Source organism: Sphingopyxis sp. (genome assembly GCF_016793825.1).
Lineage (GTDB): Bacteria > Pseudomonadota > Alphaproteobacteria > Sphingomonadales > Sphingomonadaceae > Sphingopyxis.
Genome location: NZ_JAEULM010000044.1, coordinates 16,198 through 32,470 on the forward strand (window position 1 = coordinate 16,198; position 16,273 = coordinate 32,470).

Genomic DNA, 16,273 nt, shown 5'->3' on the forward strand with positions numbered 1-16,273 from the left:
TATGCCTAAAGTAACCGTAGACGGCTTGGAAATAGAGGTTCCGCAGGGCGCGACCGTGCTGCAGGCGTGCGAGCTGGCGGGGAAGGAAATTCCGCGCTTCTGCTACCACGAACGCCTGTCGATCGCGGGCAATTGCCGCATGTGCCTGGTCGAGGTTGCGCCCGGACCGCCAAAACCGCAGGCGTCGTGCGCGCTGCCTGCCGCCGAGGGGCAAATCATCAGAACCGACAGCCCGATGGTGAAGAAGGCGCGCGAGGGGGTGATGGAGTTCCTGCTCATCAACCATCCGCTCGACTGCCCGATCTGCGATCAGGGCGGCGAGTGCGATTTGCAGGACCAGTCGGTCGCCTATGGCCGCGGCGCGACGCGCTATGACGAGAACAAGCGCGCGGTCACCGAGAAATATATGGGGCCGATCGTCAAGACGGTGATGACCCGCTGCATCCAGTGCACGCGCTGCGTCCGTTTTGCGGAGGAAGTCGCAGGGGTCGAGGATATCGGCGCGATCTATCGCGGCGAGAACATGCAGATCACGTCGTACCTCGAGCGCGCGGTCGCAAGCGAACTGTCGGGTAATGTCGTCGACCTTTGTCCGGTCGGCGCGCTGACGTCGAAGCCCTATGCGTTCGAAGCCCGTCCGTGGGAACTGACCAAGACCCTTGGCATCGACATGATGGATGCGGTCGGCACCAACGTGCGCATCGACAGCCGTGGACGCCAGGTGCTGCGCGTGCTGCCGCGGGTGAATGACGACGTGAACGAGGAATGGGCGAGCGACAAGGCGCGCCACCACGTCGATGGCCTGACCCGCCGGCGGCTGGATCGTCCGTTTGTGCGCAAGAATGGAGAACTCGTCGAGGCGACTTGGGCCGAAGCGTTTGACGCCATCAAGGCGGCGAAGGCTGGAAAATCGGTTGCCGCGATCGCGGGCGATCTTGTCGATTGCGAAACGATGTTCGCGGCGAAGGCTCTGGTGAATGCACTGGGTTCCGACCTGCTCGAAGGGCGCCAGACCGGCCTCGACTATGACGTGACCAGCCTGTCGGCGGTCAACTTCAACACCGGCATCGCCGCGGCGGAAAATGCCGATGTGGTCCTGCTCGTCGGCACGAATCTTCGCTGGGAAGCGCCGCTGATCAACACGCGCCTGCGCAAGGCCGTGTGGAAGAGGGGGGCAAAGGCGTTTGCGATCGGGCCGGAGAAGGATCAGACCTATAAGGTCGAATGGCTCGGCGATGATGCGTCGCTGGTTGCGAAACTGCCCAAGGGTGCGGCCGAAGCGTTGAAGGGCGCAGAACGTCCGCTGATCATCCTCGGCGGCGGCGGCCTTGCCGTTCCCGGCGTGCACGGGGCGGCGTTGGCGCTCGCCAAGGCGGTCGGCGCCGTCAAGGACGGCTGGAACGGCTTCAGCGTCGTCCACATGGCGGCAAGCCGCATGGGCGGACTGATGCTCGGCTATGCACAGCCGGGAGGCATCAAGGATATTGTCGCGGCCAAGCCGAAGCTCGCCTTATTCCTCGGTGCCGACGAGGTCGATTTCTCGGCCTTCGACAAGACGTTGAAGGTCTATGTCGGCCATCATGGCGACAAGGGCGCGCACGCCGCCGATGTCATCCTGCCCGCCGCAGCATGGACCGAAAAGGACTTCACGACCGTCAATACCGAAGGGCGCGTCCAGCGCAGCGAAAAGGCGGCATTTGCGCCCGGCGACGCGCGCGAGGACTGGAGCATTTTCCGGGCGCTCGCCGACGCACTGGGCGTTTCGGTCGGCTTCGACAGTTTCGAGCAGTGCCGCGCCGCGATGATCGCGGCGGTGCCGGCGCTCGGGACCGAAGGCCTTGCCGGCTACGGCTGGTCGGTGCCGAAGCTGCCCGCGAAGCCCGAAGTCCGGGCGATCCCGTCACCGATCAAGGACTTCTATCTCACCAACGCCATCTGCCGCGCATCGCCGACGATGCAGCGCTGCTCGGAAGAGCTGATTCATGGCGCAGATTTTGCGGAGGCCGCGGAATGATCCACGTACCTATCGTCGCCGGCGCTGCCTTTATGGGCATGGGCTATGCCGTCTGGCGCGGGTTCAATCCGCGCGGAAAGTCCGAACAGCCCGGCCCGCATAACGGCTGGCGGAATCAGGACGGGGCCAAGAAATGACGGAGACTTTCATCTCGTGGGGGATGGACCCGGATTGGGCATGGGGCGTGGCGACCGTCGCCGGCATCCTGCTCATCGCGCTGCCGCTGATGCTGAGCGTCGCGATGATCATCTATGCTGACCGCAAAATCTGGGCGGCGATGGCGCTGCGCCGCGGCCCGAACGTTGTCGGTCCCTTCGGCCTGCTCCAGAGTTTCGCCGATGGCCTGAAAGTGTTCCTGCAGGAAACGATCATTCCGAGCGGTGCAAACCGCGGCTTGTTCCTGATTGCGCCGATCATCACCTTCACGGTGGCGCTGATGGCCTGGGCGGTGATCCCGTTCAACTCGGGCGCGATCCTTGCCGACATCAACGTCGGCTTGCTCTATATCCTCGCGATCTCGTCGCTCGGCGTCTATGGCGTGATCCTGTCGGGTTGGGCCTCGAACTCCAAATACCCCTTCTTTTCGGCGATGCGCGCCTCGGCGCAGATGATCAGCTATGAAGTGTCGATCGGGTTCATCCTGATCGGCGTCGTCCTCTTTGCCGACAGCTTCAACATGAACGAGATCGTGAAAGCGCAGCAGGGTCACGGGCTCGGCATCGTCAACGCCTTCGGCTTCAATCTGCTGCTCTTCCCGCTCGCGGTGATGTTCCTGATTTCGTCGCTCGCCGAAACGGCGCGCGCGCCGTTCGACCTCACCGAAGCCGAGAGCGAGCTCGTCGCCGGCTATCAGACCGAATATTCGTCCATGAGCTTCGCGCTCTTCTGGCTCGGCGAATATGCGAACGTGCTGCTGATGTGTTCGCTGAACGCGATCCTGTTCTGGGGCGGCTGGCTGCCCCCACTCGACTGGGCGCCGCTCTACGCCGTGCCGGGCATCATCTGGCTGTTCGCGAAGATCCTGTTCTTCTTCTTCGTGTTCAGTTGGGTCAAAGCGACCGTCCCGCGCTACCGCTACGACCAGTTGATGCGGCTGGGCTGGAAGGTCTTTCTGCCGATATCGCTTCTCTGGATATTCCTGATCTCCGGCTATCTGATGCTGACGAGGTACTCATGAGTTACGTTGCCCATCTCGTCAAAAGCTTCACGCTTTGGGAATTTGTGAAGGCCCATTGGCTGACGCTGAAATATTTCTTCAAGCCGAAGGCGACGATCAACTATCCGTTCGAGAAGAACCCGCTTAGCCCGCGTTTTCGCGGCGAGCATGCGCTGCGCCGTTATCCGAACGGCGAGGAACGTTGCATCGCGTGCAAGCTGTGCGAAGCGGTGTGCCCGGCGCAGGCGATCACGATCGAGGCCGAGCCGCGCGACGACGGTTCGCGCCGGACGACGCGCTACGACATCGACATGACCAAGTGCATCTATTGCGGCTTCTGCCAGGAAGCCTGTCCGGTCGATGCGGTGGTCGAGGGGCCGAACTTCGAATTCGCGACCGAAACGCGCGAGGAGCTGCTGTATGACAAGGCCAAGCTGCTCGCCAACGGCGACAAATGGGAACGCGCGATCGCGGCGAATCTTGCCGCCGACGCGCCCTATCGATAAGGGCGCGCGGACATGATTCAGCTCTTCGCCTTCTATCTGTTTGCGACCGTCGTCATCGCCTCCGCGGCGATGGTGATTTTCGCGCGCAACCCGGTCCACAGCGTCATGTGGCTGATCCTTGCTTTCTTCAACGCGGCGGGGCTGATGCTCCTCGCGGGCGCCGAATTCATCGCGATGCTGCTTGTCATCGTCTATGTCGGTGCGGTCGCGGTGCTGTTCCTGTTCGTTGTGATGATGCTCGACATCGATTTTGCCGAACTGCGCGCAGGGTTCGTTCGCTATTTGCCGCTTGGTGCCCTCGTCGCGATCATCCTCGCTGCCGAGCTCGTGTTCGCAGTCGGGGCATGGAGTGCCGGCGGTATTGATCTCGCTTCGCGCGCGGCGCCGGTCGTCAGTGACAAGAGCAATATTCAGCAGATCGGCGAGCTGCTCTACACGCGCTACATCTTCCTGTTCGAGGCGGCGGGCATCGTCCTGCTCGTTGCGATGATCGGCGCGATCGTGCTGACGCATCGTCATCGCGGCGGGGTGCGCATCCAGAACATCTCGGCCCAGAACCGGCGTCGTCCGCAGGATGCGACGCGCCTGGTCGATCCGGGCGTCGGGCAGGGGATGGAACTGTGATTTCGGTCGGCCATTATCTCGCCGTTTCGGCGGTTCTGTTCACGCTCGGCGTGCTCGGCATCTTCATCAACCGCAAGAATATCATCGTCATCCTGATGGCGATCGAGCTGATCCTGCTGGCGGTGAACATCAACCTCGTCGCTTTCAGCGCGGCGCTGGGCGATCTCGTCGGGCAGGTGTTCTCGATGTTCGTGCTGACCGTCGCCGCGGGCGAAGCGGCGATCGGCCTTGCCATTCTCGTTATCTATTTCCGCGGCCGCGGCACCATTGCCGTCGACGATGCCAACCGGATGAAGGGGTAAACCGGTGATCCAGGCGATCGTTTTCCTGCCGCTGCTCGCGGCAATCATCGCAGGCCTCGGCCAGCGGGTCATTGGCAATGTGCCGTCGAAAATTTTGACGACGGGCGCGCTGTTCACCAGCTGCGCCCTGAGCTGGCCGATCTTCCTGTCCTTCGTGACGGGCAGCGGCGAAGCGAGTGTGACGCCGGTGCTGCACTGGGTTTCCTCGGGCGCGCTCCAGTTCAACTGGGAACTGCGCGTCGACACGCTGACCGCGGTGATGCTCGTCGTGATCACGACGGTGTCGGCGCTCGTCCACCTCTATAGCTGGGGCTATATGGAGGAAGACCCGGACCAGCCGCGCTTCTTTGCATACCTGTCGCTCTTCACCTTTGCGATGTTGATGCTCGTGACCGCGAACAACCTCGTCCAGATGTTCTTCGGCTGGGAAGGCGTCGGCCTCGCATCTTACCTGCTGATCGGCTTCTGGTACAAGAAGCCGAGCGCGAATGCGGCGGCGATCAAGGCGTTCGTCGTCAACCGCGTTGGCGACCTTGGTTTCATGCTTGGCATTTTCGGCACCTTCCTCGTCTTCGGTACCGTCTCGATCCCCGAGATTCTGGCGGCCGCACCGGGAATGGCGGGTTCGACGATCAGCTTCATGGGGATGCGTCTCGACACGATGACGATCCTCTGTCTGCTGCTTTTCATCGGCGCGATGGGCAAGTCGGCGCAGCTTGGTCTGCACACATGGCTTCCCGACGCGATGGAGGGGCCGACCCCGGTGTCGGCGCTGATCCACGCCGCGACCATGGTCACCGCAGGCGTGTTCATGGTGTGCCGCCTGTCGCCGATGTTCGAGACGTCACCGGTCGCGCAGGGTGTCGTTATGTTCGTCGGCGCTGCGACCTGCTTCTTCGCCGCAACCGTTGCGACGACGCAGTGGGACATCAAGCGCGTCATCGCCTATTCGACCTGTTCGCAGCTCGGCTATATGTTTTTCGCCGCCGGCGCGGGGGCCTATGGCGCGGCGATGTTCCACCTGTTCACGCACGCCTTTTTCAAGGCGCTGTTGTTCCTTGGTGCCGGTTCGGTCATCCACGCGATGCACCATGAACAGGATATGCGCTATTACGGCAATCTGCGGAAATCGATCCCGATCACCTATTGGGCGATGATGCTGGGCACGCTGGCGATCACCGGCGTCGGTATCGCAGGGGTTGCGGGCTTTGCCGGCTTCTATTCGAAGGACGGTATTCTCGAGGCGGCTTTCGCAAGCGGCGGCGGTGGCGTCATTGCCTTCTGGGTCGGCATTTTCGTGGCTTTCCTCACCAGCTTCTATTCGTGGCGCCTCGTTTTCCTGACCTTCTATGGCAAGGCGCGCTGGGAACAGAGCGAGCATATCCAGCACGCGGTTCACGACGATCACGGCCACGGCCATGACGATCATGCGCATGCGGCGCACGACGACCATCATCATCATGATGCGCATAGCGACGGCACCGCGGGTTATCACCCGCATGAAAGCCCGATCAGCATGCTGATCCCGCTCGTTATTCTGTCGCTTGGCGCCGTGTTTGCCGGCATCGGTTTCCATCACCAGTTCATCTACCCCGAAGAGGGCATGGCGTTCTGGAAGGGCAGCCTCGCGTTCGACGAGCATCTGATGCATGCCGCGCACGAAGTGCCGCTGTGGGTCAAATGGACGCCGTTCACGGCGATGGCGATCGGTCTGTTTCTTGCGTGGAACAGCTATATCCGCAACACCACGCTGCCGGCGAGGTTCGTGGCGCAGTTCAAGCTGCTGCACCAGTTCCTGTACAACAAATGGTATTTCGACGAGCTCTACAACATCCTCTTCGTGAAGCCCGCCTTTGCGATCGGCCGCTTCTTCTGGAAGCGTGGGGATGAAGGCACCATCGATCGTTTCGGTCCGGATGGCGTCGCGGCGCTCGTCGCGGGGGGGACCCGGCTCGCGGTCCGGCTGCAATCGGGTTATGTTTATGGATATGCGTTCGTGATGCTGCTCGGCCTCGTCGGTCTCGCAAGCTGGGCCATGGTGAATTTCCTGTGAGCGGGCTTCCCATTCTTTCGCTGATGCTGGCGGTCCCGACGGTCGCCGCCATCGCCTGCGTCTTTGCGAGCGATCGCAACGCGCGCTTCATCGCGCTGGGCGCGACGCTGATCGATTTCGCGCTTGGACTCATGATGTGGGCCCAGTTCGACGTCGGTGGCGCGCAGTGGCAGTTCCAGGAACTGCACGAAGGGCTGTTCGGTCGCTTCAACTATGCGCTCGGTATCGATGGCATGGCGTTGATGCTCATCATGCTCAGCGTCTTCCTGATGCCGCTTTGCATCCTTGCGAGCTGGGAATCGATTACCAAGCGCGTCGGCCTTTACATGGCGATGTTCCTGATCATGGAAGTCGTCATGCTGGGCGTTTTCGCGGCGCAGGATCTGCTGCTGTTCTATATTTTCTTCGAAGCAGGCCTGATCCCGATGTACTTCATCATTGGCATCTGGGGCGGCGCGAACCGCAAATATGCGGCGTTCAAATTCTTCCTCTACACGCTGCTGGGATCGGTGCTTATGCTGATCGCGATGATCGCGATGATCGGCGAAGCTGGCACGACCGATATTCCGACGTTGCTCGTCTATAACTTCCCGCCGGAAATGCAGACCTGGCTTTGGCTTGCCTTCTTTGCCAGCCTTGCGGTCAAGATGCCGATGTGGCCGGTCCACACCTGGCTTCCCGACGCCCATGTGCAGGCGCCGACGGCGGGCTCGATGATCCTGGCGGGCGTGCTGCTGAAGATGGGTAGCTATGGCTTCATCCGATTCATGATGCCGATGTTTCCCGAGGCGTCGGCGCAATTCATGTGGATCGTCTTTGCTCTGTCGATGATTGCGGTCGTCTACACCAGCCTCGTGGCGCTGGTGCAGAGTGACATGAAGAAGCTGATCGCCTATTCGTCGGTGGCGCACATGGCGATCGTCACCGCCGGGCTCTATGCGTTGAACCAGCAGGGGATCGAAGGCGCGCTGATCATCATGCTCAGCCATGGCGTGGTCTCGGCGGCGTTGTTCTTCTGTGTCGGCGTGATCTACGATCGTCTCCACACGCGCGAGATCGACCGGTATGGCGGACTCGCGGTGAACATGCCGGCCTATGCATTGTTCTTCATGCTGTTCACGATGGCGTCGATCGGTCTGCCGGGCACGAGCGGGTTCGTCGGCGAATTCCTGAGCCTTGCGGGCATTTACGAGGCGTCGAGCGCGGTCGCCTTTGTCTGCACGACGGGCATCATTCTGGGCGCCGCTTACATGCTCTATCTCTATCGCCGCGTCGTGTTCGGCGAACTCACCAAGGACGATGTGAAGGCGATGCCCGACCTCAATCCCCGCGAATGGGCGATCCTCGCGCCGCTCGCTGCCGTGGCGCTGTGGATGGGTGTTTATCCCGAAAGCTTCCTCGCGCCGATGCGCGGCGATGTAACGACGGTCGTCGCGCGCCTTGCACCTGCGAAGCCCGCCGGTGACGCGCATCTGGCGGCAAGCAAGCCCAAGCCGGCAAGCGCCGCGCATGGCGAAGCGCATCATGCGGGAGGCGTGCAATGACCGCCGATCTCGCACTCATCTGGCCCGAGCTGATCCTGACGATCGGCGGCCTGATCACGCTCATGCTCGGAACCTTCTTCGGTGACAGGGCCGTTGGCCTTTATCAATTGGCGGCGATGCTGACCCTCGCCATCGCTGCGGCCGCGGTCGTGACCATGTTCGGGACCGACGCGACGGTCTTTTCGGGCACGCTTTCGGTCGACAGTTTTGGCGGCTTTTCAAAGCTGCTCATCTATGCCGCCAGCTTTGTATGCCTGTTCATTGCGCCCCGTTTCTTCAAGGACGGCATGCGCGCCGAATATCCGGCGCTGATCATCTTTGCCGCGCTCGGCATGGGAATCATGGCTTCTGCGCGCGATCTGATGACCCTGTACGTGGGGCTCGAACTCAACAGTCTCGCGGCTTATGTGCTGGCCAGCTTCATGCGCACGGACGATCGGTCGAGCGAAGCGGGCCTCAAATATTTCGTGCTCGGCGCGTTGGCGTCGGGGATATTGCTCTATGGTATTTCGCTGCTTTACGGCTTTACCGGGACGACCGATTTCGCCGGCGTTGCCACGGCGATGGGCGGCGAGCTCAATATCGGGCTGATCTTCGGTATCGTTTTCGTGATTGCGGGGCTTGCCTTCAAGATCAGCGCCGTGCCGTTCCACATGTGGACGCCCGACGTGTACGAAGGCGCGCCGACGCCGGTGACCGCCTTCTTTGCGACGGCTCCGAAGGTCGCGGCGATGGCTTTGCTGACGCGCGTCGTTATTGACGCCATGGGCCCCGCGATCGGGGCGTGGCAGCAGATCCTCATCTTCCTCGCGCTGGCATCGATCATCCTTGGCGCCGTCGGTGCGATCGGACAGAAGAATATCAAGCGTCTGCTCGCCTACTCGTCGATCAACAACGTCGGTTACATGCTGATCGGCCTTGCTGCGGGAACGCAGCAAGGGGTCGAAGGGGTTCTGACCTATCTCCTTGTCTATGTCGTGACCACGGTTGGCGCCTTCCTTGTCGTGCTGCAATTCCGTGATGCCGAAGGGAACCAGGTCGAAAGCATTCCTGCCCTCGCCGGCCTGTCGCAGCGTCGGCCGGGCCTTGCCGGGGCGTTTGCGGTGTTCCTGTTCAGCCTCGCGGGCATTCCGCCGCTGTTTGGCTTCTGGCCGAAGTATCTCGTGTTCGAGGCTGCGGTAAACGCCAATCTTGTGCCGCTGGCGGTGGCCGGGATCGTCGCATCGGTGATCGGCGCGTATTATTACATCGCCATCATCAAGACGATGTTCTTCGACGACAAGTCTGAGACCGAATTCCCTGCGGGCGGCGGTGTCGTCGTCGAAGACGCGGTGATCACCGCCAGCGCGCTGTGGCTCTCGGTCGTCGGCTATCTCTTCATTCCGGCACTCGCCGCTCTTTCGGCAAGCGCTGCGGGGGTACTCTTCTGATCCCGCCGATTGAGCGGATCCAGCGGACAGGTTCGACCAACGCCGACCTGCTGGCCCGGCTGTCCCGTGGCGAACATGTGGGGGAGGGGCATTGGCTCGTCGCGGATCGCCAGACGGCGGGGCGAGGTCGCCTGGGTCGCCCCTGGGGTGATGGGCTTGGCAATTTCATGGGCTCGACGGTCCTTCATCTGACTACCGGCGATCCGCAGCCGGCGACGCTGGCGCTCGTTGCCGGCGTGGCGTTAGCAAAGGCGGTCGCGGCGCTGGCACCCGGTATCGACGCGCGGCTCAAATGGCCTAACGATCTATTGATCGACGGGGCGAAATGCGCGGGGATCCTGATGGAACGGACCGGCAATTCGGTCGTGATCGGCATCGGCGTGAACCTGATCACAGCGCCGGAGCTTGCGGACCGGGCGACCGTGGCACTCGCCGACCGCGGCGCTATGCTCGACCGTGATCATTTCGCCGAGGCTCTGGCCGTTGCCATGGTCGATACTGTGTGGACCTGGCGCCAGGAAGGCGTCGCCAGCATCGTGCGATCCTGGTTGCCGCTCGGCCATCGGGTCGGGACGCCGCTGCGCCTGTCGGAACAGCAGGTTGACGGTGTTTTCGACGGCCTCGCCGCTGATGGGGCGCTTCGCTTGCGCCGCGCGGACGGAGAGATCATGCTTGTGCACGCGGGCGATGTCGAACTGCGCCGGCCGCTGGAGGGGAAATAGGGTGCTGCTTGCAATCGATGTCGGCAATACCAACGCCAAATTCGCACTTTTCCGGGATTCGGAGCTTCTGGCGCGGTGGCGTATCGCGACCGACGACCGCCGAACCGCGGACGAATATATGGTCTGGCTTGATCAGCTTTTGCGGATCGAGGGCTTTGATCGGGTCCATGTCGATGCCGTGATCATCTCGACGGTGGTCCCGCGCGCGCTTCACAATCTTCAACTGCTTGCTCATAAATATTTTGGCGTCGATGCGCTGGTTGCCGGACGCGAACCGGTAAGCTGGGGGATCGCGCTCAAGGTCGACGAACCGCAATCGGTCGGTGCCGACCGAGCAGTCAACGCGATTTCGGCGCAAGCGGTCGAGCCCGGCAAGGACAAGCTCGTCATCAGCTTCGGAACGGCGACGACGCTCGATCATATCGGGCCTGATGGCGCGTATCTCGGCGGCATCATCGCACCGGGGGTCAATCTGTCGCTCGAAGCGCTGGTTGCCGCCGCGGCAAAGCTGCCACGCATCGCGATTGAAGCGCCCGCATCGGCCAGCGTTATTGGAAGAACAACCGAAAGCCAGATGCTTATCGGGGTTTATTGGGGCTATGTCTCAATGATGGAAGGATTGATTGCGCGTATGAAAGCCGAAATCGGCAAGCCGCTTACCGTCATCGCGACCGGTGGGCTCGCGACGTTGTTCGACCAGCAGGCGCACCTGTTCGACCGGATCGAGCCGGACCTGACGCTCAACGGCCTGATGCACCTCTATAATCAGCGGGGCATCGGCGCATGACGGTTCCCGGCAAGGAGTTGCTTTTTCTCGCGCTCGGCGGGTCGGGCGAGATCGGGATGAATGCCAATCTCTATGGCTGCGATGGCAAGTGGATCATGCTCGATCTGGGCGTGACCTTTGGCAGCCACGACTATCCGGGTATCGAAATCGTCATGCCCGACCTCGAATTCATCGAGGATCGCAAGGAGGATTTGCTGGGCATCGTGCTGACCCACGGGCATGAGGATCATATCGGCGCGATCCCCTATCTTGCCGCCGATCTGGGTGTGCCGCTCTATGCCAACCGCTTCACGGCGGGCCTGATCGCTCACAAGCTGGCGGAGGAGGGGATCGAGAAGGAGGTCAAGATCAACGTTGTCGATATCGACGACAGTTTCCGGATCGGCCCGTTCGACATTCGCCTTGTTCCACTTGCGCACTCGATCCTCGAAATGAGCGCAGCCGTGATCGATACGCCCTATGGACGTGTTTTCCATACCGGCGACTGGAAGCTCGATGACGAGCCCATTCTGGGCACGCCCGCCACGGCGGCGACATTGACAGCCATCGGCAAGGAAGGCGTCGATGTTCTCGTTTGCGATTCGACCAACGCTTTCAATGCCGAAGCATCGGGCAGCGAAGGCAGCGTTCGTGACGGGCTTTTGGCGGCCGTTGGCGCGGCGAAGGGGCGCGTCGTGGTCACGACCTTTGCCTCGAACGCCGCACGGCTCGCGACGCTGGGGGCAGTGGCAAAGGCGACCGGCCGTACCTTGTGCGTCGCAGGGCGCTCGCTTGATCGTATTCTCGGCGTGGCGCGCTCGGTCGGTTATCTGAAGGATTTTCCGCCGACCGTCGATTTCGACGAAGCGATGCGGTTGCCGCGGAACAAGGTCATGGTCGTCGCGACGGGCGGGCAGGGGGAGCCGCGGGCCGCGCTGGCGCGAATGGCGGCCGACGGGCACCAGATCAAGCTGGAGGCCGGCGACACGGTCGTTTTTTCGTCGAAGCAGATTCCCGGCAACGAGGTCGCGATCGGACGGATTATGAACCAGCTCGCCGCCAAGGACGTACTGACGGTTACGGAGAAGCAGGCGCATATCCACGTCAGCGGCCACCCGGGGCAGCCCGAACTCGCGGCGCTCTATGGCTGGCTCCAGCCAAAGCTCGTTCTGCCGGTCCACGGTGAAATCCGTCATATGCATGAACAGGCGCGGTTCGCCCTCGAAAGGGGCGTTCCCGATGCGCTGGTACAGGAAAACGGCGACCTCCTCCGGCTCGCGCCGGGACCTGCGCGCATCGTCGAGCGCGTACGCTCGGGTCGCCTGATCCTCGATGGCGACGTGATCCTTCCCGCCGATGGGGAAACGATCAACGAGCGGCGCAAATTGTCGCTGCACGGCCAGATTTCGGTGGCTGTCGTGCTGTCCGGCGGCCAGTTCCGGGGCAGCACGATCCACTATCGCGGCGTCCCGGTAGAGGATGATCGCGAGACCTTCCTCGAAGAAATGAACGACGCCGCCGGGCAGGCCGCGACGGGCAAGGCCCGCGATCGCGACGCACTCAGGGAAGCGATCCGCCTTGGCGTTCGCCGCGTTGCGACGGACTGGACCGGCAAGAAGCCCGTCACCGATGTTTTGATCGTGGATATCTGACCAATGAAATGGACCTCGGCCCTCGCCATCTATCTGCTGTTCTGGGCGTTCAGCGCTTTCTTCGTGCTCCCCTTTCACGGCCGCCGTGCAGAGGATGATGCAACGCCGCTGGTCAGGGGGCAGGAACCGGGGGCGCCGGCGAGTTTCCGCCCCGCACGCATCCTCCTCCAGATGACCATCCTCGCGACGATCGGCTTTGTCGTCTACTACGTCGCCTATGTGAACGGCTGGGCTGACCCCGACGTATTCACGGGCCGGGTGTAGGGTTTTCCGTTCAGCTAAGCTGCTTCTTCATGAAGTAACGTGGATAGTATGGGGCGGGCCCCTCTATTTCACCAAATATATGGAATCCCCGGCGTTCGTAGAAATGTCTGGCCTGAAAGTCGTAAGTGTCCAGAAGCATGTGATGGCAGTTACGACGCCGCGCCTCCTGCTCCGCTAGATCGAGCAGCTTCGCGCCATAGCCTTTGCCGCGTAGGGCATCCGGCAGGGCGATTAATTCGACATGGAAGCCGCCCCAACGTGACGATCCAATCAGCCCGCCGACTACGCGGCTGACGTCGTCTGTTGTCACAAACGCCGCAAAATCATGGTTGTCGAGTGAAGGCACCTTGTGCCTTGTATACTGCTGCAGGACATCCAACACAGCCGCCTGCTCTGCATCACTGGGATGCATTGTCGTTCTGATCGAAACCTCACTCATGCTACTCGGATGTCTATCGGACGAGATCGCTGCTTAATTCCGCAGGCGGTCGATCGCTTGGGCCAGCGCGACATAGAGCTTGCCGATGTCGGATGACAGCAACGTCACACTGATCGCCGATCCGTCGCGGGCACCGATCAGCAGGCGTAACATGGCCTCGAAATCATGGATGAACTGGTTCACCGAGGCGTGGAAGCGGTCATCGCTTTGATAGAGGCGCAGAATTTCACGCGCTTCGCCATTTTCGACCAGCTTTACGGCACGGCGCGCGAATACCCCGCGGTCGCCCTTCAGATAGGCGTCCCAAGCCGTATCGCTGACTTCGCTCGACAGGATCTTGGTGACGTCGATCGCCGTTGATTTGAGCGCTTCGGTGAGCACGCCCACCTGCTTCGCGAGCGAATCGCGATCCGACGCCGCGATCGCCTGTTCGGCCTCCAGCGCGCGCTGTTCGACGCTCGCGCTCGTGTCCATGATCGTGATGAGCTGACGCATCAACCGATCCGCCGCGCCATTGGCGGCTTCGACGGCGCGCTGCGAAGCCTCTTCGATCGCGGAGAGCTGCCCCATGATCTCGGTCTTGAACGCCGCATCGATCGCTTCGGTAGCGGTGGCCTGCATCGCCTCGCGTGCGCCAGAAACCAGCTTGTTGAGGGTTTGCCGTGCCTCTTCGGCTGCGGAATCGGCGGTCTTGCGGACCTCGCCCAGCGTCGCGATCATTCGTGCGCCACCTTGTTCCGCAAATTCGTCGGCACCATTGCGCAGCTTGGAAAGAGCCGCATCGGCGTCGGCGAACGAGGCGTTGATGCGATCGACCAGGGCCTGCTGGCTCTCGGCGTGTGCGGCCATCTTGTCTTCGCTCTGCTGGAGCGTCGATTTGACCGCGTTCACGTGCGACAGGGTCGATTGCGCGACCAGTTCGGACGCCTCCAGCATCGGCTTGAGCTGCGACAGCGTCGACTGCGTCGTCTTGCCGTGCGAAACCATGCGATCGAGCGCGTGGGGCAATGTCTCGTCAAGTTCGCGCGTCACCGCATCAAGCGCGAGAAGCAGCGATTCGGCCTGCGTGATCAATTGATGCGCGGACCCGTTGCCGGTCTGCACCTCAGCCATGAAGGCTGCGAGTTGACCCTTCGTATCGTCGATCGCGCGCGCGATCACGCCCGTGCTCGCCGACACGCTGCCGTCGAGGGTTGCGAGCTGTTGTCCGACCTCGGCGACATGCGCCGTAATGCGCGCTGCCAGTGCGCCGCTCGCGTCGCCATGCGCGGAGAGCTGCGCGCCCATCGCGTCGCCCGCTTCGCGCGCGGCGGCAAGCCGGGCGTCGAGTTGCGCCGCCGCCGCGTCGACCCCGTCGCGAAACTGCTTCCAGCTTCCGTCCATCTGGCCCGTGACCGCACCTATCGTCGCTTTGAGGTCGTCGCGTGCGGTTGCAGAAGCCTGCGTCATTTGCGCGAGGGCAACCGCGTGCGCGTCGGTGACCTGCGACGAGGTCGCGAGCAGGCCTTCTTCGGTTTCCTTCGCTTGCTGTCGGAGCGCGCCGATCGCATCCTGCAGGCCGGCGGCCGATGCCTCGCCGGTTTGCGCCGCTTTTGCCGCTTCCTCGCCAAGCGCGGCGAGCCGCGCTTCGAGATTTGCGCCCTGCTGATGGGCGACAAGACCCGCTTCGCGGAAATTGACCGCCAGTCGCTGTGCGACGTCGTCGATCCGGGGGAGCCCGGCGAGCAGGCCGTCCATTCGTTGCATCGCGACGTCGCCGGATCGTGCGAGTTGGTCGTGCGCGTTGGCGATGACTGATGCGTTGGTCGCAAGCTTGTCGCTGCTCTCGCTCAGCCGCATGACGGTATCGAGTCCGAGCTGCTGAATCGTCTTCGCCTGATCCGCGAGTTGTTTTTGCGCGTCGGCGAGATGACGTCCCAGCGCGTGCATCGACTGGTTCAGTGCCTTATTCTCGTCGCGCAGCGCGCCGGCAACCCGTGCGAAGCGCGCTTGCTCGGATCGGCCCGAACGAAGCAGGGCCATCCACAGAACCGCAAAAAGCGTGAGCGGCATGGCGATCGTCGCGAGCAACGCCGGCCAGTCCGCGAGCGCGACGCCATGGGCGAACAAGCCTGTCGCCATCGCCAGCGCGAAGGCCGTCCAGCCGATCGCAAGCAGGATCAGAAGGGCTGGTGCGACCCGGTCGCGCCATGCCGGCGCGGCGATTGATGGTTCGTCGGCTGTCCAACTCTCCTCGGCGTCGGCAAGCGATGACATGTCGAGCCAGTCGCGTTCGGCGGGGCTCTCGGCCTCCGCCCTGGGCGCGGGTTCGCTCGCGGGAACTTCGGCCCGCGGTTCGCCCTCGGCGTCCGGGTTTGCAGCGGAATCCCGCCACAATCCAACGATTTTCTTTTCCCCCGTCATCCTGCCATCTTAGCATCAAATGCTCGCCATGAAACGGAAACTTAACTACGATCTGGATAAGGCTGTGGAATGTCGTTCGATAGCGGTCCTCTCGACAGATATATCAGCGCAGCGGTGGGAGACGATCCGGCCGTCGCGATGGAATTGCGCGCGAGCCTCATGGCGAGTGCACGCGAGCTTTCGGACCTGATGCGCCGTTCACGCTGCGATGCAAACTGGTACGCCGCGGCCGAACGTCTGAAGAGCCTTGCCGCGACCTTCGGCATTATCCCGCTCATTCAGCTTGCCGAAGCCGCGATGGACGGCGCCCCCGGCGATCCGGCCGTTTTGCGCGAAATCAACGCGGTGATCGACGCGCTTTCCTGATCGCCTGGCGGGTTCAAATCCCGTTCAGCCGG

At 62.4% G+C, this 16,273-nt stretch carries 16 protein-coding genes; 14 read left to right on the plus strand and 2 right to left on the minus strand.

From position 1 onward, the window contains the following. Position 1 precedes the first annotated feature (1 nt). Genes nuoG through JNM03_RS13070 form a run of 13 tightly spaced genes read left to right on the plus strand, consistent with a single transcriptional unit; the run spans position 2 to position 13,033 of the window. Positions 2–2,014 carry an NADH-quinone oxidoreductase subunit NuoG gene (nuoG, locus tag JNM03_RS13010; RefSeq protein ID WP_294037179.1) on the plus strand — a complete coding sequence of 671 codons (2,013 nt, stop codon included), beginning with the start codon at positions 2–4 and terminating at the stop codon, positions 2,012–2,014. After that, positions 2,011–2,151: a hypothetical protein gene (locus JNM03_RS13015; protein ID WP_294037181.1), complete on the plus strand. Its 141-nt coding sequence runs from the start codon at positions 2,011–2,013 to the stop codon at positions 2,149–2,151. The genes nuoG and JNM03_RS13015 overlap by 4 nt, the downstream gene beginning before the upstream one ends. Next, positions 2,148–3,191, plus strand: coding sequence for an NADH-quinone oxidoreductase subunit NuoH (nuoH, locus tag JNM03_RS13020; RefSeq protein ID WP_294037183.1), 1,044 nt, complete (start codon positions 2,148–2,150; stop codon positions 3,189–3,191). The genes JNM03_RS13015 and nuoH overlap by 4 nt, the downstream gene beginning before the upstream one ends. After that, complete coding sequence (gene nuoI, locus JNM03_RS13025; protein ID WP_294037185.1) at positions 3,188–3,676, plus strand: NADH-quinone oxidoreductase subunit NuoI; 489 nt, start codon at positions 3,188–3,190, stop codon at positions 3,674–3,676. Before nuoH ends, nuoI begins: the two co-directional genes overlap by 4 nt. A 12-nt stretch (positions 3,677–3,688) precedes the next feature. Then, the gene (locus JNM03_RS13030; protein WP_294037186.1) at positions 3,689–4,300 is read left to right on the plus strand and encodes an NADH-quinone oxidoreductase subunit J; all 612 of its coding nucleotides are present in this window, start codon (positions 3,689–3,691) and stop codon (positions 4,298–4,300) included. After that, a complete protein-coding gene (gene nuoK, locus JNM03_RS13035) occupies positions 4,297–4,602 on the plus strand; it encodes an NADH-quinone oxidoreductase subunit NuoK (protein WP_003051614.1) in 306 nt (101 codons plus the stop codon). Before JNM03_RS13030 ends, nuoK begins: the two co-directional genes overlap by 4 nt. A gap of 4 nt (positions 4,603–4,606) precedes the next feature. Next, the gene (gene nuoL, locus JNM03_RS13040; protein WP_294037193.1) at positions 4,607–6,655 is read left to right on the plus strand and encodes an NADH-quinone oxidoreductase subunit L; all 2,049 of its coding nucleotides are present in this window, start codon (positions 4,607–4,609) and stop codon (positions 6,653–6,655) included. Further along, positions 6,652–8,199 carry an NADH-quinone oxidoreductase subunit M gene (locus JNM03_RS13045; RefSeq protein ID WP_294037194.1) on the plus strand — a complete coding sequence of 516 codons (1,548 nt, stop codon included), beginning with the start codon at positions 6,652–6,654 and terminating at the stop codon, positions 8,197–8,199. Before nuoL ends, JNM03_RS13045 begins: the two co-directional genes overlap by 4 nt. Further along, on the plus strand, positions 8,196–9,629 hold the full coding sequence (gene nuoN, locus JNM03_RS13050) for an NADH-quinone oxidoreductase subunit NuoN (RefSeq protein WP_294037196.1): 1,434 nt from the start codon (positions 8,196–8,198) through the stop codon (positions 9,627–9,629). Before JNM03_RS13045 ends, nuoN begins: the two co-directional genes overlap by 4 nt. After that, positions 9,551–10,351 carry a biotin--[acetyl-CoA-carboxylase] ligase gene (locus JNM03_RS13055; protein ID WP_294037198.1) on the plus strand — a complete coding sequence of 267 codons (801 nt, stop codon included), beginning with the start codon at positions 9,551–9,553 and terminating at the stop codon, positions 10,349–10,351. Before nuoN ends, JNM03_RS13055 begins: the two co-directional genes overlap by 79 nt. A gap of 1 nt (position 10,352) precedes the next feature. Next, the gene (locus tag JNM03_RS13060; protein WP_294037200.1) at positions 10,353–11,138 is read left to right on the plus strand and encodes a type III pantothenate kinase; all 786 of its coding nucleotides are present in this window, start codon (positions 10,353–10,355) and stop codon (positions 11,136–11,138) included. Then, complete coding sequence (locus tag JNM03_RS13065; protein ID WP_294037201.1) at positions 11,135–12,769, plus strand: ribonuclease J; 1,635 nt, start codon at positions 11,135–11,137, stop codon at positions 12,767–12,769. Before JNM03_RS13060 ends, JNM03_RS13065 begins: the two co-directional genes overlap by 4 nt. A 3-nt stretch (positions 12,770–12,772) precedes the next feature. Next, the gene (locus JNM03_RS13070) at positions 12,773–13,033 is read left to right on the plus strand and encodes a DUF1467 family protein (RefSeq protein ID WP_294037203.1); all 261 of its coding nucleotides are present in this window, start codon (positions 12,773–12,775) and stop codon (positions 13,031–13,033) included. A gap of 10 nt (positions 13,034–13,043) precedes the next feature. Here the strand turns inward: JNM03_RS13070 and JNM03_RS13075 are convergent, their stop codons facing one another. Next, positions 13,044–13,472: a GNAT family N-acetyltransferase gene (locus JNM03_RS13075; protein WP_294037204.1), complete on the minus strand. Its 429-nt coding sequence runs from the start codon at positions 13,470–13,472 to the stop codon at positions 13,044–13,046. Positions 13,473–13,505: 33 nt separating this feature from the next. Further along, on the minus strand, positions 13,506–15,875 hold the full coding sequence (locus JNM03_RS13080) for a hypothetical protein (protein WP_294037205.1): 2,370 nt from the start codon (positions 15,873–15,875) through the stop codon (positions 13,506–13,508). Between the two features lie 69 nt (positions 15,876–15,944). On the opposite strand from JNM03_RS13080, the gene JNM03_RS13085 reads away from it, so the two are divergent. Further along, entirely contained in the window at positions 15,945–16,241 is a 297-nt protein-coding gene (locus JNM03_RS13085; protein WP_294037207.1) for an Hpt domain-containing protein, read from the plus strand. Positions 16,242–16,273: the final 32 nt, after the last annotated feature.

Excerpts from the sequence above, each read along its gene's own strand:
- JNM03_RS13080 (WP_294037205.1), bottom strand. The coding sequence starts at position 15,875 with ATGACGGGGGAAAAGAAAATCGTTGGATTGTGGCGGGATTCCGCTGCA.
- nuoI (WP_294037185.1), top strand. The coding sequence starts at position 3,188 with ATGAGTTACGTTGCCCATCTCGTCAAAAGCTTCACGCTTTGGGAATTT.
- JNM03_RS13065 (WP_294037201.1), top strand. The coding sequence starts at position 11,135 with ATGACGGTTCCCGGCAAGGAGTTGCTTTTTCTCGCGCTCGGCGGGTCG.
- JNM03_RS13070 (WP_294037203.1), top strand. The coding sequence starts at position 12,773 with ATGAAATGGACCTCGGCCCTCGCCATCTATCTGCTGTTCTGGGCGTTC.
- nuoH (WP_294037183.1), top strand. The coding sequence starts at position 2,148 with ATGACGGAGACTTTCATCTCGTGGGGGATGGACCCGGATTGGGCATGG.
- JNM03_RS13075 (WP_294037204.1), bottom strand. The coding sequence starts at position 13,472 with ATGAGTGAGGTTTCGATCAGAACGACAATGCATCCCAGTGATGCAGAG.
- nuoN (WP_294037196.1), top strand. The coding sequence starts at position 8,196 with ATGACCGCCGATCTCGCACTCATCTGGCCCGAGCTGATCCTGACGATC.
- JNM03_RS13030 (WP_294037186.1), top strand. The coding sequence starts at position 3,689 with ATGATTCAGCTCTTCGCCTTCTATCTGTTTGCGACCGTCGTCATCGCC.
- JNM03_RS13015 (WP_294037181.1), top strand. The coding sequence starts at position 2,011 with ATGATCCACGTACCTATCGTCGCCGGCGCTGCCTTTATGGGCATGGGC.
- JNM03_RS13085 (WP_294037207.1), top strand. The coding sequence starts at position 15,945 with ATGTCGTTCGATAGCGGTCCTCTCGACAGATATATCAGCGCAGCGGTG.
- nuoG (WP_294037179.1), top strand. The coding sequence starts at position 2 with ATGCCTAAAGTAACCGTAGACGGCTTGGAAATAGAGGTTCCGCAGGGC.